The following is a 24,449-nucleotide window of genomic DNA, read 5'->3' as shown; positions in this document are numbered from 1 at the left end:
AGTGCTTCCCGGTGGGGGCTGACGGAGTGTGAGCCGGCTGGGCGGGGCCTAGAGGAGGCCGAGACCGCGGACCGCCTCGCGCTCCTCCTCGAGCTCCTTGACGGAGGCGTCGATCCGGGCGCGGGAGAACTCGTTGATGTCCAGGCCCTGGACGATCTCGTAGGAGCCGTCCTTCGTGGTGACCGGGAAGGAGGAGATGAGGCCCTCCGGGACGCCGTAGGAGCCGTCCGACGGGATGCCCATGGAGGTCCAGTCGCCGTCCGCGGTGCCGTTGACCCACGTGTACACGTGGTCGATGGCGGCGTTGGCGGCCGACGCGGCCGAGGACGCGCCGCGGGCCTCGATGATCGCGGCACCGCGCTTGGCGACGGTCGGGATGAAGTCCTCGGCGAGCCACTTCTCGTCGTTCACGGTCTCGGCGGCGTTCTTGCCGGCGACCGTGGCGTGGAAGATGTCCGGGTACTGGGTGGCGGAGTGGTTGCCCCAAATGGTCAGGCGCTTGATGTCGGCGACCGTCGTGCCCGTCTTCTTCGCGAGCTGCGTCAGCGCGCGGTTGTGGTCCAGGCGGGTCATCGCGGTGAAGCGCTCGGCCGGTACGTCCGGGGCGGCGGCCTGGGCGATCAGGGCGTTGGTGTTGGCCGGGTTGCCGACCACGAGGATCTTGACGTCGTCCGCAGCGTGGTCGTTGATGGCCTTGCCCTGCGGCTTGAAGATGCCGCCGTTGGCCTCCAGGAGGTCACCGCGCTCCATGCCCTTGGTGCGGGGGCGGGCGCCGACGAGCAGACCGACGTTGGTGCCGTCGAAGGCGACGTTCGGGTCGTCGGTGATGTCGATGCCCTGGAGGAGCGGGAAGGCGCAGTCGTCGAGCTCCATCGCCGTGCCCTCGGCGGCCTTGAGCGCCGGGGTGATCTCCAGCAGGCGCAGCTTGACCGGAACGTCAGCGCCGAGCAGCTGGCCGGAGGCGATGCGGAAGAGCAGTGCGTAGCCGATCTGGCCGGCCGCGCCGGTGACGGTGACGTTCACGGGAGTGCGGGTCATGGCGTTCTCCGTATGACAGCTGGCGGTGGGGCGTCCCTGCCCCGGGTGCAGGATCCCCGCCGCCGCCCGGATGGCCGGCGCCGACCGCCGCAATGATCGATCAGGGGTACAGATGATCGATCTCTCGGCGTCAAGAGAGATCCGCGGTCAGGCTATCGCGCATCCGCGGCGCCGTACGGCCGGGTCTCGTGTGGCCCGTCCCACAGCCGCCGTACGGGGCACGAAAGAGGCGGCCGCCCGTCCGGGAGAGGGGGACGCGGCGGCCGCCGGGGGGTACCGGGGTGGCCGGGAAGGGGGGTCTGTCTCCCGAACGCAACCGGATCCCGTGGGGGTACGGTTCGCCTGCCCCGCCCGGCGTGGGCCATTCCCCCGTACGGCGATGTTTTTCCGCACACCAGCGCGCGGGGGCACCGCGCGCGCCCCCGCGTACGCCGTCACGCCTACCGAGTGCAGCCCTTCTGCCCCGACTTGAGGGTCGCGCAGGCCTTCGCGTCACCGGCGTCCCGCACGGCCACCATCGGGGTGTACGCGTCGGTGTCCCCGTCGACCGAGCCCCGCTGCGCGGCCGCCGCCGCGGAGGACACCTCGACCCGGTCGCCCTGTGCCGCCTGGGTGATACGGGCCCAGGCGGCGCCGCAGGTCTTGCTGTAGCGGACCTCGACGAGGGTCGCGCCGACGGTGACGCTGCTGGTGGTCCTGGCCAGTTGACCTCCGCAGTCCATGCTCTCCGGGTCCTTGCCGGTGCAGCCCTTGCCGCTGCACTTCACCCCGGCCGGCAGGTCGGCGCGGGTGCTCGCGGAGGCGGCGGGCGTCCTGGGCGCGCCCTCGTTCCCCCCGTCCCCGCCACCGTCCCTGAGCAGGACGGCCGCCGCGATCACCGCGAGCGTGCCGACGGTGCCCGCGAGGAACATCGTGACGCGCCGCCTGCGCCGGGCGCCGTCGGGTGAACCGCCGTCCGGCGGCCGGGTGTCGGCCGGCGCGGACGGGCGGGGCGGCGGACCGGTGAGCCCCCACCCACCGCCGCGCCCGGACCCGCCGGAGCCGCGCGCCCCGTCACCGCCGGACCCCCGCGAGGCGTCCTCCACGTCCCGCGACGACGGCTGGGGCGGCACCGTGGGCATCACCCCGGCCGGTCCGGCGATCCCCGGTGTAGCCGTCGCGCTGCCGCCCCTGCGGGCCTGTCTGCCGCCCGTACCGCTGCCCGGCGGCGGCCCGAACTCCCCGAGCGCGGCGCGCGCCTGGGAGATCCGGATCGCCTCCATGGTCATGTCGTGGCGCATCTCCGAGCGGCTCCAGGCGCGCTCGGCCAGCTCCCACATGGTGACCAGGTGCAGAGGGCTGGTGCCGGTGACCTCGGCCAGCGCGACGATCGCCCCCTTGGGCGCCAGCAGCCGGCCGTTCAGATACCGCTCCCAGGACGTCTTGCTGTACCCGGTGCGGTCCGCCACCGCCGCGACGCTCAGCCCGCCGCGGTCGACGAGCCTGCGCAGCTGACCCGCGAACTCCTTGACCTGCGGATCGAGTTCATCCGGCAGGGCCTTCCAACGAGGCATTGCCTCCCCCTCTTTTCCCCCCGTACGAGCCTGATCTCCGCCGCGCCTTCCCGCGCGAGGCGCCCTGTGCCGAGTCCCCGTTCTGGCTACCCACAGGGATGCTCCGGGCGAGGCTCTCAGTTCCCGGGGCGGGGGCGCACGGGAGCGTTTCGAGGCGGTCCTCGCACCGTCGCACGCCGCCGGCCGGCGGTCCAGGGCCCATCCACGGCGGCCGTGCCGCGTTCCCGAACCCCTGTCCCTCGCACAGGGGGTCCCGGACCGCCCCGGTCGGACACGCTAGCCCCGCCGCGGGGTGCCGTCGCGGCGGATCCCGAACTTGACCGCACAGCGGCACAAGAGGAGCGCTTGCGCGGTCACTTGGGTCCCGGAACCGACCGGATGCACCAGCAGTCGCACACCGGCGACGGCGGCGGGACCGGGACCGGGTGGCCGGGCCCGGTGAGGGCGGTTCCCGTTGCGGAGCGCGGACACCGTGGCGGAATGGTCACTTCCGTGCCACAGCGAAGGGTCTGCTGTTGAACAGGGCGCTCACCGTGCGTGAGTGTGGAACCCGGGCGGAACACCCGCCCGGCCGCGGCTCGTCCTTACTCGGGGGAGAGGATGGGCCGCGGTCACCCCGCCCCCGGGCGCGGGTCCCGCCCGCCGGACGGGGGCCGCCTCGGACCGGCCGGGCGGACACCGGCTTCGGACCCGGCCGGACGGACGCCGGCTTCGGTCCCGGCCGGGCGGACGCCGGCTTCGGTCCCGGCTGGGCGGCTCAGCCGCCGGGGGTCACCAGCCCCGACTCGTACGCCACCACCACCGCCTGGGCCCTGCTGTCCAGGTCCAGCTTGGTCATGGTGCGGTTCAGATGCGTCTTGACGGTGGCCTCGCTGATGTAGAGGCGGTCGGCGATCTCCAGGTTGGACAGTCCGCGGGCGGTGAGTTCGAGGACCTCCCTCTCGCGCGAGGTCAACGCGGCGAGATCCGGCGGGGGTTCACCGCCGGACGCGGAGCCGCCCTGCCGGGCGAAGGCCTCCACCAGGCGGCGGGTGACGCTCGGCGCGAAGAGCGCGTCGCCGCCGCCCACCGCGGCCACCGCCGCCAGCAGCCGCTCCGGCCCCGAGTCCTTGAGCAGGAACCCGGAGGCACCGGCCCGCAGCGCCCCGTACACGTACTCGTCGAGGTCGAACGTGGTCAGGACGAGGACGCGCGGGGCCGGTTCGGCGGCCTCGGCGAGGATGCGCTCGGTGGCCCGGATGCCGTCGGTGCCGGGCATCCGGATGTCCATCAGGACGACGTCGGGCCGGGTCTCGGCCGCGAGCCGCACGGCCTCGTCGCCGTCGGCCGCCTGCCCCACCACCTCGAAGCCGGGGGCCGCGTCCAGCAGCCCCACGAGACCGGCCCGGATGAGGAACTGGTCGTCGACAACGAGCACCCGAGTCATCCGGTGCGCCTTCTCCGCCGGGCGTGGAGGCCGGCTCCGCTGCGCGTGCGTGATCCGCTCATGGCGTCCGGTCGTCCCCCTGGCGTGCGGCCTGCCCCGACGTGGGGAGGGTCAGCCGCACGGCGAACCCGCCCCCGCTCCGCGGGCCGATGCTGATCGTCCCGCCGTAGAGCTTGGCGCGCTCCCGCATGCCGATCAAGCCGTGCCCGCCGACAGCCGGGACTCTGTCCTGAATCACCCCCTGCCCGTCGTCCGTGACGCGGACCGTCACATCGTGGCGTCCGTAGGCGACTTCGACGGTGGCCCCGGCGCCGCGGGCGTGCTTCAGGACGTTGGTGAGCGCCTCCTGCACGACGCGGTAGGCGCAGAGGTCGACGCCGGGAGCGAGCGGGCGCGCCGTGCCCTCGACGCGCAGGTCGACGGGGACGCCGCCGGCCCGGACCCGCTCGACCAGTTCGCCGAGCCGGGCGAGGCCGGGCATCGGGGCGGCGGGGCGGGCGTCCGGGTCCCGCAGGTCCTCCTCGCGCAGCACCTGGAGCATGCGCCGCAGTTCGTCGAGGGCCTCGGCGCTCGTCTGCGTGATGGTGCCAAGCGCCGAGCGGGCGGTGGACGGATCGGAGTCGAACACGAAACGCGCGAGGCCCGCCTGCACGGAGATCACCGACATGTGGTGGGCGACGACGTCGTGCAACTCCCGCGCTATACGGCCGCGTTCCTCGGCCACCTCGCGGCGGGCCCGCTCGGCCTGCTCGGCGCGCAGCTCACGCGTCAGCTCGGCGGACCGCCGGGCCACGTACCCGAAGCGCCACAGCACGGCGGAGAAGAGCAGGGCCTGGCCGACGACGGACGCCATGGCGCCGCTCTCGCTGACGACGCCCGCGTAGACCCACATCGCGACGAGCAGACCCGCGCAGACGGCCGTGGTCCGCGCCGGGCGCAGCGAGGCCACCGTGTAGAGGGCGAGCATGGGCCCGAACGTGCACACCACCGGCCAGTGGCCTGTGGTGATGTACGCGGCGGCGGCGGCCTCCACCACGGCGAAGACGGCGAGCGGCGCCCTGCCACGGAACGCCGTCGGCAGATGCGCGAGGGCCACCAGCGCGTACGCGGGTCCGTCGAGCGCGGGCCAGCCCTGGCGCACCGACTCCCCGCCCAGCAGGACGGCCACGGTCACCATGGCCACCGCGATCAGCGTGTCGACGGCGAACGGACGGGACGGCCGGATGCGCATCGCCGCAGCGTAACGCCGCCTCCCGGACAGCGGCGTCAACCTTCCGCGGTACCGCGGAAGTTGCAGGAACCGGGGGGCTACCACCGCGGGTGCGGCCGGAGTTCGGACCACCGGTGGACGCGTGGCGCGGGCGGCGGCGCCTACGTTCGGGGGCAGGACGCGGGCGGTGGTCACCGGCACCCGCCGCGTCCGAGGGGAAACCGGAGCCCGCGGGGGGCGAGTTCGGCGCCGGGGCCCGTGCCGCCGGGACCACGGACGTCCTCCGGGACCGGCGGTGACGCAGGTGGCCCGCACTCTCCGGGGGAAAGTGCGGGCCACCGGCCGCTCACTGGATCGTGAAGTGCAGCGTGTCGTCCAGGAAGGGGATCTCCAGCAGCGGATTCGGCTGCGCCATCAGCGCGAGCAGCACGATGGCCACGCCCAGCACGCCGTACGTGACCATGTCCGTGAAGCGGGAGCGGACGGCGAGCATGCCCACGTCGGGCACCGCCCAGCGCAGCGCGCCACCGGCCAGCAGGGCCACGCCGATCAGGATGGTGCCGGCGCGGAACGCGTCGAACGCGGTCAGCAGCAGACCGAGACCGACGCCGGCCAGCACGACGAGGATCGGCCACTGGCGGGCGGGCGCGGGAGCGTCCCGGGGTGCCGCCCGGCCGCCGCCCTCGGGCCGCGCGGTGTCCCGCGTGAACAGCGGGAAGCGCCGGGTGGTGCGGCGCGGCCTGCCCTGGGCGTCCGGCGCGCTGACGGCGTCCCGGACGGTCGGCTCCGCGCTGGTGCCGATCACCTCGTCGATGCTCGCGCCCGACGTGTCCCCGGTGCCCGCGTCCGCCGTGCCGGTGCCGTCCGTGGCCGTCGTGGCCTCGGGACCCGCGGCCGAGCCCTCGGCGGGCGCGGCGTTCTCGGGCCTGCCGTCAGCCGACACTGCGCTCCGCCGCCTCGACCACGTTGACGAGCAGCTGCGCGCGGGTCATCGGACCGACGCCGCCCGGGTTCGGGGAGATCCAGCCGGCCACCTCGGCGACGCCGGGGTGGACGTCGCCCACGATCTTGCCCTCGGCGCTGCGCGAGACACCGACGTCGAGCACGGCGGCGCCGGGCTTCACGTCCTCGGGCCGGATCAGGTGCGCGGAACCGGCCGCGGCGACGATGATGTCGGCCCGCTTCAGGTGGGCGGAGAGGTCACGGGTGCCGGTGTGGCACTGGGTCACCGTGGCGTTCTCGGAGCGGCGGGTCAGCAGCAGCGGCATCGGGCGTCCGATGGTCACGCCGCGGCCGACCACGACGACCTCGGCGCCCTTGATCTCCACGCCGTAGCGGCGGAGCAGGGTCAGGACGCCGTTCGGGGTGCAGGGCAGCGGGGCGGGCTCGTTCAGCACCAGCCGCCCGAGGTTCATCGGGTGCAGGCCGTCCGCGTCCTTGTCCGGGTCCATCAGTTCCAGGATGCGGTTCTCGTCGATGCCCTTGGGCAGCGGGAGCTGGACGATGTAGCCGGTGCAGGCCGGGTCCTCGTTCAGCTCGCGGACGACCGCCTCGATCTCCTCCTGCGTGGCGGTGGCGGGCAGTTCGCGCTGGATGGAGGCGATGCCCACCTGTGCGCAGTCGCGGTGCTTGCCCGCGACGTACTTCTGGCTGCCGGGGTCGTCGCCGACCAGGACGGTCCCCAGGCCGGGCGTGACGCCCTTCTCCTTGAGGGCCGCCACGCGGGCGGTCAGATCGGACTTGATCGCGGCTGCGGTGGCCTTGCCATCGAGAATCTGGGCGGTCATGACCCCATCCTCGCGGATGACCCGGCCCCGGTTCCAATCCGGGCTCCCCTTGCCGCCGCGCGGCCCTCTACCACGCGGGTCCGCCAAGATCATGGATGTTGCACTTGCACAACACATATGGATGACCGCTGGACAAATGAGCGAAAGTTTTAGAACGATGAGCCGCACAGTGCCGCGGGCAGTACCGGGGGGACGGACCGCTCTGTAGAACTCTCCTCCGAACCGTGCCGCGCGTAGTCCCCGCATCAGGCATCGGAGGAACCCCGCCATGAGCTTCGGCGACCCGAACAACCCCTACGGCCCCCCGCAGGGCGGTCAGCAGCCCGGCTACGGCTATCCCCAGGGCGGCGCGCCGCAGCAGCAGCCCGGCTACGGCTACCCGCAGGCCCCGCCGGTCCAGCAGCCGTACGGCGGCGGCTACCCGGGCGGCTACCCCGGCGGCCCGGCCGTGATCCCGGGCGGGGTGAAGGCCGCGCGCGTGATGCTCTTCGTCATCGGCGGTCTGCAGATCCTCGGTGCCATCCTGATCGCGCTGTCCGCGGTGGCCGTCTCCGCCGCGAAGAACGACGAGACCCTCAAGGACGACGTCCAGTTCCAGCAGCTCGCCGACTACTCGGCCGGCGTGCTGTGGGGCGTCACCGTCGCGGTGCTGGCCTGGGGCATCCTCGCCATCTGGCTCGGCGTGAAGGTCGGCAGCGGCGGCAACGGTGTACGCGTCACCATCCTGGTCTTCGGCATCCTCACCGCGATCCTCGGCATCTACCCGTTCATCGTCATCGGCCTGGCGCACACCGTGATGGCGATCCTCATCGCGGTGTTCGTCGGCAAGGAGGACGGCGCCGCCTGGTTCAACCGCCCGCGGTACTGACGGCAGGCGGGTACCGCGGCCGGCCACGGTACGGGGCACACGCACACGACGGCGGCCTCCGGCCCTCCCGAAGGGGAGTGCCGGAGGCCGCCGTCGTACGTGATCCGCCCGACGCGCGCGGGTCAGTGGAAGAAGTGCCGCGTCCCGGTGAAGTACATCGTGACGCCCGCCTTCTCGGCGGCCTCGACGACCTGCTCGTCACGGACCGAACCGCCGGGCTGCACGACCGCCTTGACCCCGGCCGCGGTGAGGATCTCCAGGCCGTCGGGGAACGGGAAGAACGCGTCCGAGGCCGCGTACGAGCCACGGGCACGCTCGGCGCCCGCCCGCTCGACCGCCAGCTTCGCGGAGTCCACGCGGTTGACCTGGCCCATGCCGACGCCGACCGAGCCGCCGTCCTTGGCGAGCAGGATCGCGTTCGACTTCACCGCACGGCACGCCTTCCAGGCGAAGGCCAGCTCGGCGAGCTCGTCCGCGCTCAGCGCCTCACCGGTCGCGAGGGTCCAGTTCGCCGGGTCGTCGCCGTCGGCCTGGAGCCGGTCGGTGACCTGGAGCAGCGCACCGCCGTCGATCGGCTTGACCTCGACCGGGTTGGCCGGCCCGCGGTCCGCCCGCAGCACCCGGATGTTCTTCTTCTTGGTGAGCGCCTCCAGCGCGCCCTCCTCGTACCCGGGCGCCACGATGACCTCGGTGAAGATCTCGGCGACCTGCTCCGCCATCTCCTTCGACACCGGACGGTTGACGGCGATCACACCGCCGAACGCGGACAGCGGGTCGCAGGCGTGCGCCTTGCGGTGCGCCTCGGCGACGTCCGCGCCGACCGCGATGCCGCACGGGTTGGCGTGCTTGATGATCGCGACGCAGGGCTCGTCGTGGTCGTACGCGGCACGGCGCGCGGCGTCCGTGTCCGTGAAGTTGTTGTACGACATCTCCTTGCCGTGCAGCTGCTCCGCCTCGGCGAGGCCGCCCGTGCCGTCGACGTACAGCGCGGCGCCCTGGTGCGGGTTCTCGCCGTAGCGCAGGGTGTTCTTGCGCTCGTAGGTGTGGCCGAGGAACTCGGGGAAGCCGCTGTCGTCCGCGGGGGCGTACCCGTCCGCGAACCAGGAGGCGACGGCCACGTCGTACGCGGCGGTGTGCCGGAACGCCTCGGCCGCGAGCCGCTTGCGGGTGGCGAGGTCGAAGCCGCCGTCCTTCACGGCGGCCAGGACGTCGCCGTACCGGGCGGGGCTCGTGACGACGGCGACCGACGGGTGGTTCTTGGCGGCCGCGCGGACCATGGACGGGCCGCCGATGTCGATCTGCTCGACGCACTCGTCGGGCGAGGCGCCGGAGGCGACCGTCTCGCGGAACGGGTAGAGGTTGACGACGACGAGGTCGAACGGCTCCACGCCCAGCTCGGCGAGCTGCCGGCGGTGGTCCTCAAGGCGCAGGTCGGCGAGGATGCCCGCGTGCACCTTCGGGTGCAGGGTCTTCACACGGCCGTCCAGGCACTCGGGGAAGCCGGTCAGCTCCTCGACCTTGGTGACCGGGACGCCCGCGGCGGCGATCCTCGATGCGGTGGAGCCGGTGGAGACGAGCTCGACCCCGGCCTCGTGCAGCCCGCGGGCCAGCTCTTCCAGACCGGTCTTGTCGTAGACGCTGACGAGCGCCCGGCGAAGGGGCCGCTTGTTGCTGTCGGCGGTCACTGGATAACTACCTTTCGTCCCTCAATGCGATAGCCGTGGCGGGCGAGCCGCCCCACGACATCGACGAGCAGCCTTCGCTCGACTTCCTTGATGCGCTCGTGCAGAGCGGCTTCCTCGTCCTCGTCCCGCACCTCGACCACGCCCTGGGCGATGATCGGGCCGGTGTCGACGCCGTCGTCGACGAAGTGGACGGTGCATCCGGTGACCTTCGCGCCGTACGCGAGCGCGTCGCGTACGCCGTGGGCTCCCGGGAAACTGGGCAGCAGTGCGGGGTGCGTGTTCACGAACCGTCCGCCGAACCGGGCCAGGAACTCCTTGCCGACGATCTTCATGAACCCGGCGGAGACCACCAGGTCCGGCTCGTAGCCGGCCGTCGCCTCGGCGAGCGCCGCGTCCCACTCCTCGCGGGTCCCGTGGTCCTTGACCCGGCACACGAAGGTGGGCAGTCCGGCCTGCCGGGCGCGCTCCAGACCGACGATGCCGTCCCGGTCCGCGCCGACGGCCACGATCTCGGCTCCGTAGGCCTCGGCGCCCTCGGCCGCGATGGCGTCGAGCAGTGCCTGGAGGTTCGTGCCTGATCCGGAGACCAGCACGACGAGGCGCTTGGCCTTGGCCACGGCGGGGCCCTTTCTCGGGGGAGCGTTTTGTACGGTCGTACGAATGCTTCGCGCCCCGGGATACGGGGAAGTCTACGAAGCGGCCGACCGGCAGCAACGATACCGGCACACCGGGCGGCCCCCACGGGACGGGGGCGGGGCCGGAAGGTAGCGTGCGGTGAGGCTCCGTCCCGGGAACGCCGCCCGACGCGGGGAACGCCCCGCACACGTGGGACGTTGACCTGGACGGGCACGCCTGCCCGGGCGCGGGTCCCGGACGTCACGTCGGGGCCGGGCCCCGGCCGAGTGTCGCGGGCACGGGTGCCCGGGACGCGAGTCCCGCACCGCACACCCCGGGGCGAGAGTCCCGGACCCGGACCGCCGGGGCGCGAGCCCCGGCCTCGAACACCCGGGGCGGACGCCGTGAGCGCAGAGCTCGCGGCCACCCCGCCCGCCAGAACCACTTAGGGGAAGACGCACACCTGATGCCGGACCGCAGTCTCCGACTCCCTCCGCTCCTGCTGCGCGAGCGGCGCCCTTCGCCCATGTCGCCGCAGGAGAACGGGGACGCCCCCAGCCCCGGGCCCGGGTCCACCGGCGGGCGCGACGGCTCGGGCGGCCGCGACTCCTCGGGCGAGCGTGACTCCTCCGGCGGACGCGACTCCTCGGGTGCGGACTCCGGTTCGGGGTCCGACGGGGACCACAACCCGTTCGCACCGCCGCCCGAGGGCACCCCGGACCGGCCGTGGCAGCCCCGCCGGCCCGCCGACCAGGGCGGCGCCGAGGGCGACCAGGACGAGAGCGGGCGCTCCCCCTGGGGCAGCCAGTGGAGCGACCGCCAGCCCGGGCCCGCGCAGGGCGGCGGCTTCGGCGACCGCCCCGGCGCCCCCGGCCAGGGCGGCCAGAACGGCGGCCAGGGCGACAACCGCGAGGGCGGACCCGGCGGCTCCGGCAGCGGCATGCGCTGGGACCCCGCGGACCCGGCCCAGCGCCGCGCCCGCTACTCCCTGCTCTCCGGCATGTGGGCCTTCTTCTTCGCGCTCTTCAGCTGGCCGTACGTGGCCCTGCTGCTCGGCGCGCTGGCCATGTACTGGGGTGTCAGCTCCGTCCGCGCCAAGCCCCGCACCCCGGAGCCGGGCACCCAGGCTCCCGAGCAGCCCGCCCGGCCGCAGACGAGCGCCGCGGTGAGCGGCCTGGTCACCGCGTCCCTGGCGCTCGCCATGGTCGCCGCCACCTTCACCGCCCAGCTGGTCTACAGCGACTACTACACCTGCACGAACGACGCCCTCACCGCCACGGCCAAGAAGTCCTGCGACGACCTGCTCCCCAAGGAGCTGCGCGGAATCCTCGGCACGGGCTGACGCCCGGCGGTCCCGGGTCCGGTCAGGACCCGGGGCGCGACGGCGGGTCCGCGGGCGCCGCCGCCTTTTTCAGGGCCGCCCAGCGGGAGGCGCGGGACGCGTCGTCGTGCCAGCCCGGGGCGTCGGACGGCAGCAGGTCGTACGGCGCCAGATCGGGATCGTCGTCCACCGGTACGGATGCCGACCGGGACGTCCGCCGTCCCGTGTCCCGCTCGGGGGTGCGGGCACCGTCCCGTCCGCGACGCGGGCGCTTCCTCCGCCCGAACCAGGAACCGGCCGCCGGCTCGGCCGTCCTCGGAGTACGCCCCCGTGAGGCCGCCCCGCCGGTCGACTCCGGTTCCCCGGGACCGGCCGTGTCGTGCTGCGTCGCGTCCCCGGGGGGCGTGGCGTTCGGGGTCGCCGGGTCGGGGGCCGGGTTGCGGGTCGGGGTCGCCGCTTCGCGGGCTGAATCGCGGTTCGGGGTCGCCTCGTTGCGAGCCGGGTGAGAGGGCGCGTCTGAGGTCGCGGTTACGGCGGAGGTCGGGTGCGCGTCCGAGGTCGCGGCCGAGGTTGGGTGCGCGTTTGAGGGCGTGACCGGGGCCGGCTCCGGCGTTACAGCAGGGGGTACGGGCGACTTTTCCGAGCCCGGGGCCGGGGCCGAGGTTGAGGCCGAGGCCGAGGCCGACTCCGACCTCAACCCCGGCTCCGGTGCTGGTGCCGGTGCTGGTGCCGGTGCCGGTCTCAGTGCCTCCGTGGGCTCCACGCCGGGCTCGCCCGAAGCCGCGTCCTTCAGCGTCCCGGCCTCGCCCGGTCCCGAGTACAGGTCCGCCATCGCCTTCGTTCCCTGGGCACCTGTGCCCGCGTCCCGTACCGCGCCGGCCGCCGGTTCCGGACCGGGGTTGCCCGCGTCCCGTACCGCGCCGGCCGCCGGTTCCGGACCGGGGTTGCCCACGTCCCCCACCCCGGACGCCGGTTCCCGACCGGGGCCGCCCGGGTCCCGTACCGCCGGGGGCGGCACCACCGGCTCACGCTTCGCCGGGCTCCCCGGCGTCGGGGCTCCCGTCGAGGGGCCCTTCGACGCCTGCTTCCGCCTCGACTTGCGCCCCGGCTTCGGGGCCGGGACCGGCACCGTCCGCTTCGGCTCGGCGGCGGCCGGCTGCTGCTCCTGCTCGCGCGGCTCCCGAAGCCACCAGCCCCGCAGGACCAGCGCCACCGGAATCCCGGCCAGGGCGGTCCACCCGGCGGCGGCGCCCCCGGCCTGCCACCAGACCGGACCGAACCGGGCCAGGGCGGCCACGCCCAGCGGTCCGCCCGCGGCTCCGGCGAGCAGCGCGAGCACGAGCCCGCACACCGCGGCGGCGGCTGCGGTGATACCCATCGTGCGCCGCCAGGGCCAGGCCGCCGCCCGCTCCCGGGAGGCGGATCTCGCCACGTACCACGCCACGGTCACCCCGCCGGCCAGCGGAACCACCGCGGCCAGCCAGCCCAGCGGCGTCCCCGCGTCCTGCGGAACCGCGGCCAGCAGCGGGAACGGCGGCAGCGGAGGCCCTGTCACCGCGTCGGACAGCGGCGCCGCCACCTGCCCCGCCCCCAGCGCGAACCCGGGCCCGAGCCCGTACGCCGCCGCCCACACCGCCGCGTTCGGCACGAGGGCGAGACACAGCAGCAGGACCGCGAAGCGCCCCGACCACACCCCCGTGAGCTGTGCGAAGGAGGCGCGGGCCGGCCCCCCGTGCCACAGCAGGGAGACCGCGACGAGCAGCGCGCCGGCGCCGACCAGGGCCGCCGCCCCCGCACCGGCCGCCCGCAGCACGGCCGCCAGCCTGTCCCGTTCCTCGGGCGCGACGACGGCGAGGACGAGACGGCGTACGCCGGAGGGAAGCCGGCCGAGCCCACGGCGCACGGCCGGGGGCAGGTGCCCCTCCGGAGGGCCGTTAGCCGCCCACACCCCGGCCCCGGCGGCGGAGGCAGCCAGCACCGGCAGGCACAGCACGGTCCAGATCCAGGAAGGACGCGGCTCCCCGCCCGACGCGTACAGCGCCACCGGACCGCCGACGGCGAGATAGCCGACGACCACACCGGCCCACGCCGTACGGGGGACCTGCACGGACTCCACCGCGTCCCGCGCCGCCCGGTACAGCAGCCAGGCGGGCAGCGCGACCAGCAGCAGCGGGGTCACGCCGACGGGGGCGGGGACGCCGGAGAGGGTCTCGGTGCGGACGAGTTCGACACCGTGGGCCAGCAGCCAGAGGGCCGCGGCGACGTGCAGGGCGCCGCTCGGCCCGCTGTCCGGATACGGGGAGCTGATCCACAGCACCATGACGAGCACGGCGAGCGAGCCGAGGCCGAGCCCCGCCGCGAGGGCGCCGCCCAGCGCGCCCGTGCCCAGGCCCGGGGATCGGTCGCGCCACCTGAGGCGCAGGTACGACAACGACGAACTGCGGTCGGTCAGATGGGTCACGCACGCCATGCTGCCAACGACACGCGCTTTATCCCCGTAACAGGCAAACCCCGGATGTGTCGCTCAATATACGTTTATGTACTTTTTCGCACGAAGGGGCGCCCGGTGACGCAGAGTCCTGCCACCCCTCTTCCGTCCCCCAAGCGGCGCCGACGCCTGCGTGAGGCGGCCGGGCTGACCCAGGCACAGATCGCGGCCCGCCTGGGCGTGAGCCGCGAGACCGTGCGTGCCTGGGAGAGCGGGCGCTCGGCGCCGCGCGGCCGCAAACGGGAGGCGTACGCGAAACTGCTGGCCGAACAGGAGGCGGGGTGCGCGCCCGAGTCCGTGGCGGACGACACTGGCGAGCGGGTCCAGCGGTCCCAGCTCGTCCTCGTGCCCGCCGGCACAGTCGGCGACGCCCTCGTGTCGACGGACACGGACGGTGCGGGATCAGTCGGCACCACATCCTCGCCGGCCGGGCAGGACGCGGGCGCGGACGGGCGGGGCCCTGAGGGCAAGGGATCTGACGGCGACGAACCTGACGGCCGAGACCGTGACGGCGAGGACCGCACCGACGGCCACGACGACGCTGACGGCGGGGACCGTGACGACCAGGACACCGACGGACCAGTCACCGGCGGTGGGGATGGCAGCGACGGGGACACCGGCGAGGGGGACCCGGACGATCCGGCCGGCGTTCCGGTGGAGGGCGAGGGCGATTCCGGCGGGGACTCCGAACCCCCGTCCCGCCAACGGCTTCTGACGCCCACTCAGGCGTTCGACGCCCTCTACGAGTTCTGCGCCCCCGCCCTCGTACGGCAGACGTATCTGCTCACCGGGCGGCGTGAGCTGGCGCGCGAGTCCGTGGAGCGGGCCTTCCAAGTGGCCTGGCAGCGCTGGCCGGAGGTGGCCGTCGACCGGGATCCGGCCGGATGGGTGCGGGCGACGGCGTACGAGTACGCGCTCTCCCCCTGGCACCGGCTGCGGCTGCGCCACCGGCATCCCGAGGCACCACCCGCCGACCCGGCCGACCGCGCGCTGCTCGCCGCCGTCCTGAAACTGCCGCCCGTCTACCGGCGCACCCTGCTCCTCTACGACGGCGTCGGCCTCGACCTGCCCGAGACCGCGGCCGAGACGGAGGCGAGCACCCCCGCGACGGCCAACCGGCTGCTGCACGCGCGGGAGGCCATGGCCACGTACCTGCCGGAGCTCTCGGCGCCCGAGGAACTGCACCGCCGCCTCGCGGCGCTGGCCGGCTCGGAACGGCTGCGGGCGGCCAAACCGGTGGCGGTGCGCACCGGCAGCGAACGCCGTGCCCGCAGCTGGACCCGCGCCGCCATCGCCGTCACCACGCTCCTCGTCACCACCACGACGCTGACCCTGGCCACCGCCCCCGACCACTACGAGCCCCCGCTGTCCCCGGGCGAGACGGTGCGGGGGGTGCCGCCGCGCGCGGCCCCCGGCACGCTCTCCCAGGAGGAGTTGGACCTGCGCACCAAGCTCAGGTCGGAGACCGAGAACGGCCCGGGAAGACTCGTCCCGCAGGGCAGGTGACCCCGGGACACCGGGACACCGGGACACCGCCGAGGCCGCCCGTCCGGTGGGCCGGACATGCCGGTGGGCCCGCACCCCGACAGGGGTACGGGCCCACCCGGTGTTCATGCCGGACTCAGCCGAACACGGCCGGAGTTCAGCCGGCGAGGATCTCGCGCGCCAGCTTCGCCGTCTCGGTCGGCGTCTTGCCGACCTTGACACCGGCGGCCTCGAGGGCCTCCTTCTTCGCGGCGGCCGTGCCGGAGGAGCCGGAGACGATGGCGCCGGCGTGGCCCATGGTCTTGCCCTCGGGCGCGGTGAAGCCCGCGACGTAACCGACGACCGGCTTCGAGACGTTGGCCTTGATGAAGTCGGCCGCGCGCTCCTCGGCGTCGCCACCGATCTCACCGATCATCACGATCAGGTCGGTGTCGGGGTCGGCCTCGAACGCGGCGAGCGCGTCGATGTGCGTCGTACCGATGACCGGGTCGCCACCGATGCCGACGGCGGACGAGAAGCCGATGTCACGCAGCTCGTACATCATCTGGTACGTCAGCGTGCCGGACTTCGAGACCAGGCCGATGCGGCCCGGCTTCGTGATGTCGCCCGGGATGATGCCGGCGTTGGACTGGCCCGGCGTGATGAGGCCGGGGCAGTTCGGGCCGATGATGCGGGTCTTGTTGCCCTTGGCCTTCGCGTACGCCCAGAAGGCGGCGGAGTCGTGCACCGCGATGCCCTCGGTGATGACGACCGCGAGGGGGATCTCGGCGTCGATCGCCTCGACGACGGCGGCCTTCGCGAACGCCGGCGGCACGAAGAGGACGGACACGTTGGCGCCGGTCTTCTCCATCGCCTCGGCGACCGTGCCGAAGACCGGGATCTCGGTGCCGTCGATGTCGACGGAGGTGCCGGCCTTGCGCGGGTTCACGCCACCGACGATGTTCGTGCCATCGGCCAGCATGAGCTTGGTGTGCTTCATGCCCGTGGCACCGGTCATGCCCTGGACGATGACCTTGCTGTCCTTGTTGAGGAAGATAGCCATGGTGGTCTGGTCCTCTATCCCTTACTTCGCGGCCGCGAGCTCGGCGGCCTTGTCGGCCGCGCCGTCCATGGTGTCCACGCGCTGGACCAGCGGGTGGTTGGCGTCCGACAGGATCTTGCGACCCAGCTCCGCGTTGTTGCCGTCGAGACGGACGACCAGGGGCTTGGTGACTTCCTCGCCCTTGTCGGCGAGCAGCTGCAGCGCCTGGACGATGCCGTTGGCGACCTCGTCGCACGCGGTGATGCCGCCGAAGACGTTGACGAACACGGACTTGACGTCCGGGTCGCCGAGGATGATCTCCAGGCCGTTGGCCATGACCTGCGCGGAGGCGCCGCCACCGATGTCGAGGAAGTTGGCGGGCTTCACGCCGCCGTGGGCCTCACCGGCGTACGCGACGACGTCGAGGGTCGACATGACCAGACCCGCGCCGTTGCCGATGATGCCGACCTCGCCGTCGAGCTTCACGTAGTTGAGGTTCTTGGCCTTGGCCGCGGCCTCGAGCGGGTCGGCCGCGTCCTTGTCCTCGAGCGCCTCGTGCTCCGGCTGGCGGAACTCGGCGTTGGCGTCCAGGGACACCTTGCCGTCGAGGGCCAGGATGTCGCCGGAGGCGACCTTGGCCAGCGGGTTCACCTCGACGAGGAGCGCGTCCTCGGCGACGAAGGTCTTCCAGAGGGTCACGAGGACCTCGGCGACCTTCTCGGCGACCTCGGCCGGGAACTTCGCCTGGGCGACGATCTCGCGGGCCTTCTCGATCGAGACGCCCTCGTTGGAGTCGACCGGGACCTTCGCGAGGGCCTCGGGGGTCTTCTCCGCGACCTCCTCGATGTCCATGCCGCCCTGCACCGAGGCCATGGCCAGGAAGGTGCGGTTGGTGCGGTCGAGGAGGTACGAGACGTAGTACTCCTCGAGGATCTCGGGGGCCGTCTCGGCGATCATCACCTTGTGGACCGTGTGGCCCTTGATGTCCATCCCGAGGATGTCCGTCGCCCGGGCGACGGCCTCGTCCGGGGTGGCGGCCAGCTTCACGCCACCGGCCTTGCCACGGCCTCCCACCTTCACCTGGGCCTTGACGACGGACTTGCCGCCAAGACGCTCGGTCGCCTCGCGGGCTGCCTCAGGCGTGTCGATGACTTCACCGGCCAGCACCGGTACACCGTGCTTGGCGAAGAGGTCCCTCGCCTGGTACTCGAACAGGTCCACGCGCGTCCGTCCCTATCAGTGATCTCGCCGCTCTGCGGTCTGCTATCTCCGTGGGCGTGCCGCGAAGGGCAACGTGACGTCCGCTGTCACAAGGGTGGCGCACACGGTGTCCGAGCGCGCGGCATGTCCGTCCCGCAGGTTATCGCCGCTCGCCTTGGGTCCCTAAATCGCAGATCACACCTGAGCGGTGATACCTGTCACAGATTGTGCCAGGGGCGGGGTCTCACCGGGCTGGGGTTGGCCCGGTGAGACCCCTGGGAAGGCCTCCGACGGCTTCGGAGGTCCCGGCCTCTCGACGGCTTCGAGAGGCCCGGCTCGCCCGGTCCCCACCCCAATGGGGACCGTGCGGGCCTGGCCGCGGGGGGCTCGGTGGACGGACCGACGGCTTTCGGCCGTCCGGGTTCTCGCCCCCGCGGGGTCGGTGGGACGCCGTACGACGGACACGCCCCGGCGTTTGTTCGCCGGTCGCGCGCCGCTCGTCGACGCCGTGCTTCGGGACGGACCGGCCCACGAGGGACCGGGACGGTGGGGAGGGGCCGGCCGGGCTGAGCGGGATCGGACGGGACGGGGCGTCGGACGCCGCCGTGGCCGCTGTCCTGCGGGTGCCGCGGCTGCCGCGGTCGCCTCGGTCGCCGCCGGTACGGCGGTTTCCGCAGGTGAGCCGCTGGTGAGCCGCAGGTGTCGCAGGGGGCCTGGCGAACGTCCTCCGGGTGACTGGTGCGGTCCTGCCGTGAACACGACACCGACACCGACACCGACACCGACACCGGAAGTGTCACCGTCACCGTCACCGGAGTGAGGACGAAACCGTCGGCCGACCTGCGCCGACTCCCGCGAGCGCAGACCCGTTCCCTCCCCACGCGACGGTCGCCGCGTGGGACGGCGGGCTGTCCTAGCCGGGGAACTCGGGGATGTCCCGGTGCCTGTCCCGGGTTCCGGTCACGATGTCGGCCACGGCGGCGCCGGGCACCAGCCGCAGCGGGGCCCGCAGGTCCGACGTGACGGCGTGCGCGGCAGCGTGACGCGGGGCACCGCCGTCGGCCGCCGAACCGTTGTTGAGTACATGGGCCGGGTCGCCGTCGGGCGCCTGGTGCGAGGGCAGCGGCACGGTCCGTACGCCGTCCGCGTACCGCCCGCTCACCTGTCCTTCGCTTCCCACGGCGCCCACGACCGCCGTGCCGGCCCTCGGCCCGTACGCGACCGCCGCACCGACGCCCGCTTCGTCGAGCCCGTGCCCAGCCGTGCCCGGCCGGTCCGTGTGGGCCCCCGGCTCCTGCGGGGACCCGGGGGCGGGTGCCGGGGCGGGGAGAACCTGGTCCGCGCCCGGCAGAGCGGGCAGCTCAGGCGTCTCGGGGAGCCCCGGGAGTCCGGGAAGCTCCGGGAGTCCGGGCACCGAAGGCACCGACGGGCCGGACGGCTCCTCGGGCCACGCCGGGAACTGCGCCGAAACCTCCCCCAGCCCCTCGACGACCGTCCCGACGACATCCCCGACGAGATCACCGACGGGCTGCACGACTCCGGTGACGGGCTGAAGAACGCCGGTGACGGGCTGAAGGGCATCGGTGACGGGCCGGAGGGCGCCAGTGACGGGCTGAAGAGCGTCGGTCACGGGGTGCAGGACATCGCCGGTCGGCGGAACGGCGTCCGTGACCGGCTGGAGGACATGGGTGACGGGCCGCGGGGCGTCCGGCGCGGGTTGGGGGGCGTCACTGACGGGCGAGGCCGCGTCCGTGGCGGGCGGCGCCGGGTCCGTGGCGGGCGCCGTCTGGGCGGACGGCGTTGCGCTGGGGGTGGTCCGGGACTCCGGCCGCTCGACCTTGACAGTGATGGAGGCGGAGCCGGTGGCGGTCGCGGTGGCGGAGGGACTGGCGATCGCAGTGGCGGGGAGGTCGGTCACCTGCGCGGTGGTGCCAGTGGGCGCGGCGTCTCGATGCCTGGGCGCGGTCGAGGTCAGTGGGGCGGCGGCGTGGGCTGCCGAGACCGTCGACGGGTCCGGGCGGTGGGCCGGGGTGCCGGGCGCCCGGACCGGCTCCCCCAGCACGCCCCCGACCGCTCGCGCGACCGTGTCGCCCACCGACTCGACGCCGTCACGCGGGGACGTGAGCGTGAACGGACCCTGCACCGACCGCACCACATCGGTTGGTACCGCCGGAGACGACGCGTCCGCGGCGTGGGCCTGTCCCCCGCCGATGAACCCGAGTGCGGACAAACCACCGACGAGCAGGCCCAGTTGCAGCGCACGCCGCCCGGCCGCCGTGCGCATCACGCGCAGAGCGGCACCGGGGAAGGGCGGTGCGACCGGCAGGGCCACGACGGCAAGATCTCCCATGCGGCGGAACTGGGCAGAATTCGGCGGTGCGGTGCAGAACATGGCGCACACACCACCGAATTCGAAGAAGATGCCGATACTCGCACGGGAGTGCGGAGGTTGCGCAAGCCCCCTGTTACCGATGGGTACTCATGACCGGTATCCAACCCTCCTCACGTGTTGTCCGGTATCGGCAGCGGCCGCTTCTCGATCGCCGCCGCCATCACCTCGGGAAACAGGTCGGGCGTACACGCGAACGCCGGTGCTCCGAGCGCCGCGAGCGCGGCGGCGTGCTCCCTGTCGTAGGCGGGCGCTCCTTCGTCGGACAGCGCGAGCAGCGTCACGAACTGCACCCCGGACGCCTTCATCGCGGCGACCCGCTTGAGCATCTCGTTCCGTATGCCGCCCTCGTACAGGTCGCTGATCAGGACGACGACCGTGTCCGCCGGGCGGGTGATCTGCGACTGGCAGTACGCCAGCGCCCTGTTGATGTCCGTCCCGCCGCCCAGCTGGGTGCCGAACAGGACGTCCACCGGGTCGTCGAGCTGATCGGTGAGGTCGGCGACGGCCGTGTCGAACACGACGAGCCGGGTGGCGATGGACCGCATGGACGCGAGGACCGCCCCGAAGACGGACGCGTACACGACGGACGCCGCCATCGACCCCGACTGGTCGATGCACAGGACGACCTCCTTCTTCACGGACTGGGAGGCGCGCCCGTAGCCGATCAGCCGCTCGGGCACGATCGTGCGGTACTCGGGTAGGTAGTGCTTGAGGTTGGCCGCGATGGTGCGGTTCCAGTCGATGTCGTGATGGCGCGGTCTGCTGATCCGGGCGCTGCGGTCGAGGGCGCCGGTGAGCGTCGCCCGGGTGCGGGTGGCGAGCCGCTTCTCCAGGTCCTCGACGACCTTGCGTACGACGGCCCGTGCCGTCTCCTTCGTCGTCTCGGGCATGGCCTTGTTCAGGGAGAGCAGCGTGCCCACGAGGTGGACGTCGGCCTCGACCGCCTCCAGCATCTCCGGTTCGAGGAGCAGCGTGGCCAGTCCGAGCCGGTCTATGGCGTCGCGCTGCATGACCTGGACGACGGAGGACGGGAAGTACGTCCGGATGTCCCCGAGCCAGCGTGCGACGGACGGCGCCGACGCCCCGAGCCCCGCGGTCCGCTCGCGTCCCGACGGCGCCTTGTCGCCCTTGCCGTACAGCGCGGCAAGCGCGTCGTCCATCGCCGCGTCCTGACCGGTGAGCGCGCGCCCGGTCCCGTCGGCCGCGTCTCCCCCGAGGACCAGCCGCCAGCGCCGCAACCGCTCGTCGGCGGCGGTGCCGGCAGCCGCCGCGTCCCCGGCCCCCTCCGACTCGACCCCGTTCGTCGATGCCGCGGCCATCAGGCCACCCCCCTGAGGTTGTCGCTGCCGTTGTCGCTGACGCTCACACCGGCTCCGGCGCCGACGCTCGTACGGTCGCCGGCGCTCGCACCGGTGCCACCGCCGGTACTGCCGTCGGCGGGCGCGCTCTTGGCGGCGTACGCGCTGCCGCCGGTGCTCGTACTGCCGCCCTGGCGGGTGCCCGTGCGCGTGCCCTCGGAGCCGTGCGGGTTGTCGGCCCCGGGGACACCGCCGCCCGCCTCGGAGTAACCGGGCCCACCGGGCCCACCGGGCCCACCGGGCTCACCGGGCTCACCGGGCTCACCGGAGCCCAACAGCAGCCGCAGCACCGGCAGTACGGCGTCCGCCCGCCCGGTGTCGAGGTCCGCCGCGAATCCGGGGACGGCGGAGGCGGTGGCGGAGACACGTGCCCCCGCCCCTGGCCCCCGTCGCACCAGCTCCCCCAGCGTCCTGCGCACCCCCGTCTCGTACGCCGAGAACGTGCGCCGCAGCAGCGGCAGTACGTCGGTGAACGCCTCGGCCGGCACCCCCGTCAGCCACGCGTCCACCAGCCCGAGCAGGCGTTCGTCGTGCACGAGGAGCATTCCGCCGCCCGAGCCGCCACCGACGAAACCCTCGATCCAGGCAGCCGCGTCGGCCGGTGCCGTCCCCGGCGACAGCACGAGTCCCATGAGCCGCGCGGCCTCCTCCTGCCCCAACTCCCCGCCGTCCAGCAGCAGCCGCACCGCACGCCCCCGGATCACCCCCGGCACGGTGTCCCGTCCCGACAGCACGCCGAGCACCTGGTGCCAGCGGTCCCGGATGCGCTCCCGCCCCCGCGTCTCCCCGGGCTCCGCCTCCCGCCGTGCGCCGGCCTGAGCCTCGGCCAGCAGACCCACGGCCCCCTGGACCGCGTCGACATGGCGCCGCATCTCCTCGGCGGCCTCGGCGTCGAGTGCCGCACAGGCGGGCGGCAACCCGACGAACACGCGCTCGGCGAGACCCGCCGCCACCTCGGTCAGGGCACGGGTGTCCGTCCCGCGCACGTCGCCGTAGCGCAGTGACCGGACCAGGGCGGGCAGCGCCTGCGCCAGATGGCCGACGTCCGCGTCGAGAGCGGCACGGTCGGCCAGTACGCGCATCACCACCGGCAGCGCGTCCGGCAGTTCGGCCAGCAGGCAGCGCTCGGCGAGCGCCGTGACGTCGGCCAGGGAATTCGCGGCGACCGCGTCCGACTCGGCTCTCGCCGTCGCCGCGGACAGGACGGTCGTGCCCCACACCCCGGCCTCGGCGACCCGCACGGACAGCTCCGGCTCCCACCTCAGCCGCCAGGTCTCCCGGAAGGTGCCCGTGCTGCCGCGCGACGCGGTGGGCTCGCCCCAGCCGACGCCCAGGAGCCGCAGCCGGTGCAGCAGGCGGCTGCGCCCCGCGTCGGTCTCCTTGCGCAGGTCCAGCTCCAGCTCGCGCTCCAGCGGTTCCGGCTTGATCCGCAGCCGGCGCTGAAGCCGGGTCAGGTCGCGCTGGAGGGGGACCGCGGGCGCGGACTCCGGCACCTCTCCCAGGACGTCCCCGACGATCAGCCGGTCGTGCACGAGCGCGAGCGGCACGTCCGAGCCCTCGCACATCACGGCGCGCACGGCGTCGGTCGTCTCGGTCAGCCCGGGCAGCGGACGACCGCGCATCGCGGCGAGCGTGTCCGCCAGCCGCACCGCCTCGATGACATGAGCGGACGACACCATCCGGTCCTCGTCGCGCAGCAGCCCGGCCACCTTCGTCATCCAGCGCTCGACTGGGCGGTCCGGCGCGCTGAAGAGATGCCCGTACCAGCCGGGCGAGTCGATGCCCGCGCCGTACCCGCTGGCCCGGGACAGCCGGCGGTGCGTCCACGGCACCCAGGTCATGTCGGCCTTGACCTTGGGCAGCCCCTTGAGCAGGGCGCGGTCGGCGGCGACGGTGCGCTTCTCGCGCAGCGCGGGCACGTGCCACGCCCCGCACACCACGGCCACCGCGTCCCCGAACTCCCGCTGCGCCGCGCGCAACTGGAGCCGCATGTGCGCCTCCCGCACCAGGTCCCGGTCGTGCCCGCCGACCCCGTACTCCTCCCGCAACGCCGTCATCGCCTCGCCGAGCGCGGCGAACGGCGCGTACACATCGGCGCCCGCCCCGCTCCGGTGCTCGATCACGTCCTCCCACCACCGCTCGGGGTCGTCGTAGCCGGCGGTCTCCGCCAGCACGGCGAGCGGATCGATACGCAGTGCCTCGTCCCTGTCTCCGACCCCGCTCCCGATATCGCCCCCCTCCTCGGCCTGGGCCTCGGGCTCACCCGCGGACTCCCCCTCAACCCCGGCCCCGGACTCCCCCTCAACCCCGGCCCCGGGATCCCCCTCGGTGCCGGTCCTGGGGTCCCCCTCGGCCCCGGTCCCGGGATCCCCCTCTGTCCCGGCCACAGAGTCCCTCGGGGTCCCGGCCCCCGCCTCGCCCCCGCCTCCGCGACCGCTCCCGGAGCCCGCCCCGACCGGAGTCTCGGCCTCCACGTCCGGCTCCGCCCCGGCCCCGGTCCCCACCGCGTCCGGTTCCCCCGCCGGTTCCGCCTCCTCCCTCCCCCACGCCAGCGTGTGCGCCGCGGGCAGGTCGATGAAGCGGGCCGGGACGCCGTGCTCCACGGCCCAGCGGATGGCGACCCACTCCGGGGAGAACTCGGCGAGCGGCCAGAACGCGGACCGTCCGGGTTCGTCCACCGCGTGGGCGAGCAGCGCGACGGGCGGCCGCATGGCGGGGTCGGCGGCGAGCGGGATCAGGGGATCGGCCTCGGGCGGCCCCTCGATCAGGACCACCCGGGGCCGGGCCTCGTCCAGTACGGCCCGCACCGCTCGCGCCGACCCGGGCCCGTGATGCCGCACCCCCAGCAGCAACGGTCCCCGGCCTCGGAGGGACAGACCCCCGTCCAGTCCCTCCGAGGTCGTCTCAAGGCCCCGATCGGAGCTCACCGGTTCCGCGCTCTCCCCCCGGCCCGCGGGCGCTCCGTCGCGCTCCCCGGCGACGCTCACCTCCGGCTCGGCCTC

The 24,449-nt window shown here is 73.9% G+C and carries 17 protein-coding genes; 3 read left to right on the top strand and 14 right to left on the bottom strand.

Annotation, left to right across the window (positions count from 1 at the left end; genetic code table 11):
* Positions 1 to 48: 48 nt before the first annotated feature.
* The 6 genes from ACZ4VA_RS22685 to ACZ4VA_RS22660 form a co-directional block, all read right to left on the bottom strand.
* Positions 49 to 1,038, bottom strand: a complete 990-nt coding sequence (locus ACZ4VA_RS22685) for a malate dehydrogenase (RefSeq protein WP_355790700.1) — start codon at positions 1,036 to 1,038, stop codon at positions 49 to 51.
* A 440-nt stretch (positions 1,039 to 1,478) separates the two neighbouring features.
* Positions 1,479 to 2,591: an XRE family transcriptional regulator gene (locus ACZ4VA_RS22680; protein WP_389391202.1), complete on the bottom strand. Its 1,113-nt coding sequence runs from the start codon at positions 2,589 to 2,591 to the stop codon at positions 1,479 to 1,481.
* 757 nt (positions 2,592 to 3,348) lie between these two features.
* Entirely contained in the window at positions 3,349 to 4,017 is a 669-nt protein-coding gene (locus tag ACZ4VA_RS22675) for a response regulator transcription factor (RefSeq protein ID WP_356170101.1), read from the bottom strand.
* A 58-nt stretch (positions 4,018 to 4,075) separates the two neighbouring features.
* Positions 4,076 to 5,248 carry a sensor histidine kinase gene (locus ACZ4VA_RS22670; protein ID WP_389391201.1) on the bottom strand — a complete coding sequence of 391 codons (1,173 nt, stop codon included), beginning with the start codon at positions 5,246 to 5,248 and terminating at the stop codon, positions 4,076 to 4,078.
* A 325-nt stretch (positions 5,249 to 5,573) separates the two neighbouring features.
* Positions 5,574 to 6,041, bottom strand: a complete 468-nt coding sequence (locus ACZ4VA_RS22665; RefSeq protein WP_355781079.1) for a DUF3017 domain-containing protein — start codon at positions 6,039 to 6,041, stop codon at positions 5,574 to 5,576.
* Between the two features lie 118 nt (positions 6,042 to 6,159).
* Positions 6,160 to 7,014 carry a bifunctional methylenetetrahydrofolate dehydrogenase/methenyltetrahydrofolate cyclohydrolase gene (locus ACZ4VA_RS22660; RefSeq protein WP_355781071.1) on the bottom strand — a complete coding sequence of 285 codons (855 nt, stop codon included), beginning with the start codon at positions 7,012 to 7,014 and terminating at the stop codon, positions 6,160 to 6,162.
* Positions 7,015 to 7,282: 268 nt separating this feature from the next.
* Between ACZ4VA_RS22660 and ACZ4VA_RS22655 the strand changes: the two genes are divergently transcribed.
* Complete coding sequence (locus ACZ4VA_RS22655) at positions 7,283 to 7,882, top strand: hypothetical protein (protein WP_355781069.1); 600 nt, start codon at positions 7,283 to 7,285, stop codon at positions 7,880 to 7,882.
* Positions 7,883 to 8,004: 122 nt separating this feature from the next.
* On the opposite strand, the gene purH is transcribed toward ACZ4VA_RS22655, so the two are convergent.
* Both purH and purN read right to left on the bottom strand, forming a co-directional pair.
* Complete coding sequence (gene purH, locus ACZ4VA_RS22650) at positions 8,005 to 9,567, bottom strand: bifunctional phosphoribosylaminoimidazolecarboxamide formyltransferase/IMP cyclohydrolase (RefSeq protein WP_355781067.1); 1,563 nt, start codon at positions 9,565 to 9,567, stop codon at positions 8,005 to 8,007.
* Positions 9,564 to 10,184 carry a phosphoribosylglycinamide formyltransferase gene (gene purN / locus ACZ4VA_RS22645; RefSeq protein ID WP_355781064.1) on the bottom strand — a complete coding sequence of 207 codons (621 nt, stop codon included), beginning with the start codon at positions 10,182 to 10,184 and terminating at the stop codon, positions 9,564 to 9,566. The genes purH and purN overlap by 4 nt, the downstream gene beginning before the upstream one ends.
* 464 nt (positions 10,185 to 10,648) lie before the next feature.
* Between purN and ACZ4VA_RS22640 the strand changes: the two genes are divergently transcribed.
* Positions 10,649 to 11,524: a hypothetical protein gene (locus tag ACZ4VA_RS22640; protein WP_356243030.1), complete on the top strand. Its 876-nt coding sequence runs from the start codon at positions 10,649 to 10,651 to the stop codon at positions 11,522 to 11,524.
* 22 nt (positions 11,525 to 11,546) lie between these two features.
* On the opposite strand, the gene ACZ4VA_RS22635 is transcribed toward ACZ4VA_RS22640, so the two are convergent.
* Positions 11,547 to 13,973 carry a cell division protein PerM gene (locus tag ACZ4VA_RS22635; protein WP_468082429.1) on the bottom strand — a complete coding sequence of 809 codons (2,427 nt, stop codon included), beginning with the start codon at positions 13,971 to 13,973 and terminating at the stop codon, positions 11,547 to 11,549.
* Between the two features lie 96 nt (positions 13,974 to 14,069).
* On the opposite strand from ACZ4VA_RS22635, the gene ACZ4VA_RS22630 reads away from it, so the two are divergent.
* Complete coding sequence (locus tag ACZ4VA_RS22630; RefSeq protein WP_468082428.1) at positions 14,070 to 15,497, top strand: sigma factor-like helix-turn-helix DNA-binding protein; 1,428 nt, start codon at positions 14,070 to 14,072, stop codon at positions 15,495 to 15,497.
* Between the two features lie 136 nt (positions 15,498 to 15,633).
* Here ACZ4VA_RS22630 and sucD read toward each other — a convergent pair whose 3' ends face one another.
* From sucD to ACZ4VA_RS22605, 5 genes are all read right to left on the bottom strand, one after another.
* On the bottom strand, positions 15,634 to 16,518 hold the full coding sequence (sucD, locus tag ACZ4VA_RS22625) for a succinate--CoA ligase subunit alpha (RefSeq protein WP_355794457.1): 885 nt from the start codon (positions 16,516 to 16,518) through the stop codon (positions 15,634 to 15,636).
* A 21-nt stretch (positions 16,519 to 16,539) separates the two neighbouring features.
* The gene (sucC, locus tag ACZ4VA_RS22620; RefSeq protein WP_356170089.1) at positions 16,540 to 17,718 is read right to left on the bottom strand and encodes an ADP-forming succinate--CoA ligase subunit beta; all 1,179 of its coding nucleotides are present in this window, start codon (positions 17,716 to 17,718) and stop codon (positions 16,540 to 16,542) included.
* 892 nt (positions 17,719 to 18,610) lie between these two features.
* Positions 18,611 to 20,047: a hypothetical protein gene (locus tag ACZ4VA_RS22615; RefSeq protein ID WP_468082427.1), complete on the bottom strand. Its 1,437-nt coding sequence runs from the start codon at positions 20,045 to 20,047 to the stop codon at positions 18,611 to 18,613.
* Positions 20,048 to 20,199: 152 nt separating this feature from the next.
* Entirely contained in the window at positions 20,200 to 21,408 is a 1,209-nt protein-coding gene (locus ACZ4VA_RS22610; protein WP_468082426.1) for a VWA domain-containing protein, read from the bottom strand.
* A complete protein-coding gene (locus ACZ4VA_RS22605) occupies positions 21,408 to 24,299 on the bottom strand; it encodes a DUF5682 family protein (protein WP_468082445.1) in 2,892 nt (963 codons plus the stop codon). The genes ACZ4VA_RS22610 and ACZ4VA_RS22605 overlap by 1 nt, the downstream gene beginning before the upstream one ends.
* Between the last annotated feature and the right edge of the window lie 150 nt (positions 24,300 to 24,449).

The organism is Streptomyces sp. NPDC028308, assembly GCF_055565855.1.
Note: the sequence above shows the minus strand (reverse complement) of the source record. Positions and strands in the feature narration are given on the sequence as shown.

What these genes read in the sequence shown, in the direction of transcription:
- ACZ4VA_RS22660 (WP_355781071.1), bottom strand. Translation starts at nt 7,014, where the DNA reads ATGACCGCCCAGATTCTCGATGGCAAGGCCACCGCAGCCGCGATCAAG.
- ACZ4VA_RS22615 (WP_468082427.1), bottom strand. Translation starts at nt 20,047, where the DNA reads ATGGGAGATCTTGCCGTCGTGGCCCTGCCGGTCGCACCGCCCTTCCCC.
- ACZ4VA_RS22635 (WP_468082429.1), bottom strand. Translation starts at nt 13,973, where the DNA reads ATGGCGTGCGTGACCCATCTGACCGACCGCAGTTCGTCGTTGTCGTAC.
- ACZ4VA_RS22675 (WP_356170101.1), bottom strand. Translation starts at nt 4,017, where the DNA reads ATGACTCGGGTGCTCGTTGTCGACGACCAGTTCCTCATCCGGGCCGGT.
- ACZ4VA_RS22610 (WP_468082426.1), bottom strand. Translation starts at nt 21,408, where the DNA reads ATGGCCGCGGCATCGACGAACGGGGTCGAGTCGGAGGGGGCCGGGGAC.
- ACZ4VA_RS22640 (WP_356243030.1), top strand. Translation starts at nt 10,649, where the DNA reads ATGCCGGACCGCAGTCTCCGACTCCCTCCGCTCCTGCTGCGCGAGCGG.
- sucD (WP_355794457.1), bottom strand. Translation starts at nt 16,518, where the DNA reads ATGGCTATCTTCCTCAACAAGGACAGCAAGGTCATCGTCCAGGGCATG.
- ACZ4VA_RS22670 (WP_389391201.1), bottom strand. Translation starts at nt 5,248, where the DNA reads ATGCGCATCCGGCCGTCCCGTCCGTTCGCCGTCGACACGCTGATCGCG.
- ACZ4VA_RS22685 (WP_355790700.1), bottom strand. Translation starts at nt 1,038, where the DNA reads ATGACCCGCACTCCCGTGAACGTCACCGTCACCGGCGCGGCCGGCCAG.
- ACZ4VA_RS22680 (WP_389391202.1), bottom strand. Translation starts at nt 2,591, where the DNA reads ATGCCTCGTTGGAAGGCCCTGCCGGATGAACTCGATCCGCAGGTCAAG.
- ACZ4VA_RS22655 (WP_355781069.1), top strand. Translation starts at nt 7,283, where the DNA reads ATGAGCTTCGGCGACCCGAACAACCCCTACGGCCCCCCGCAGGGCGGT.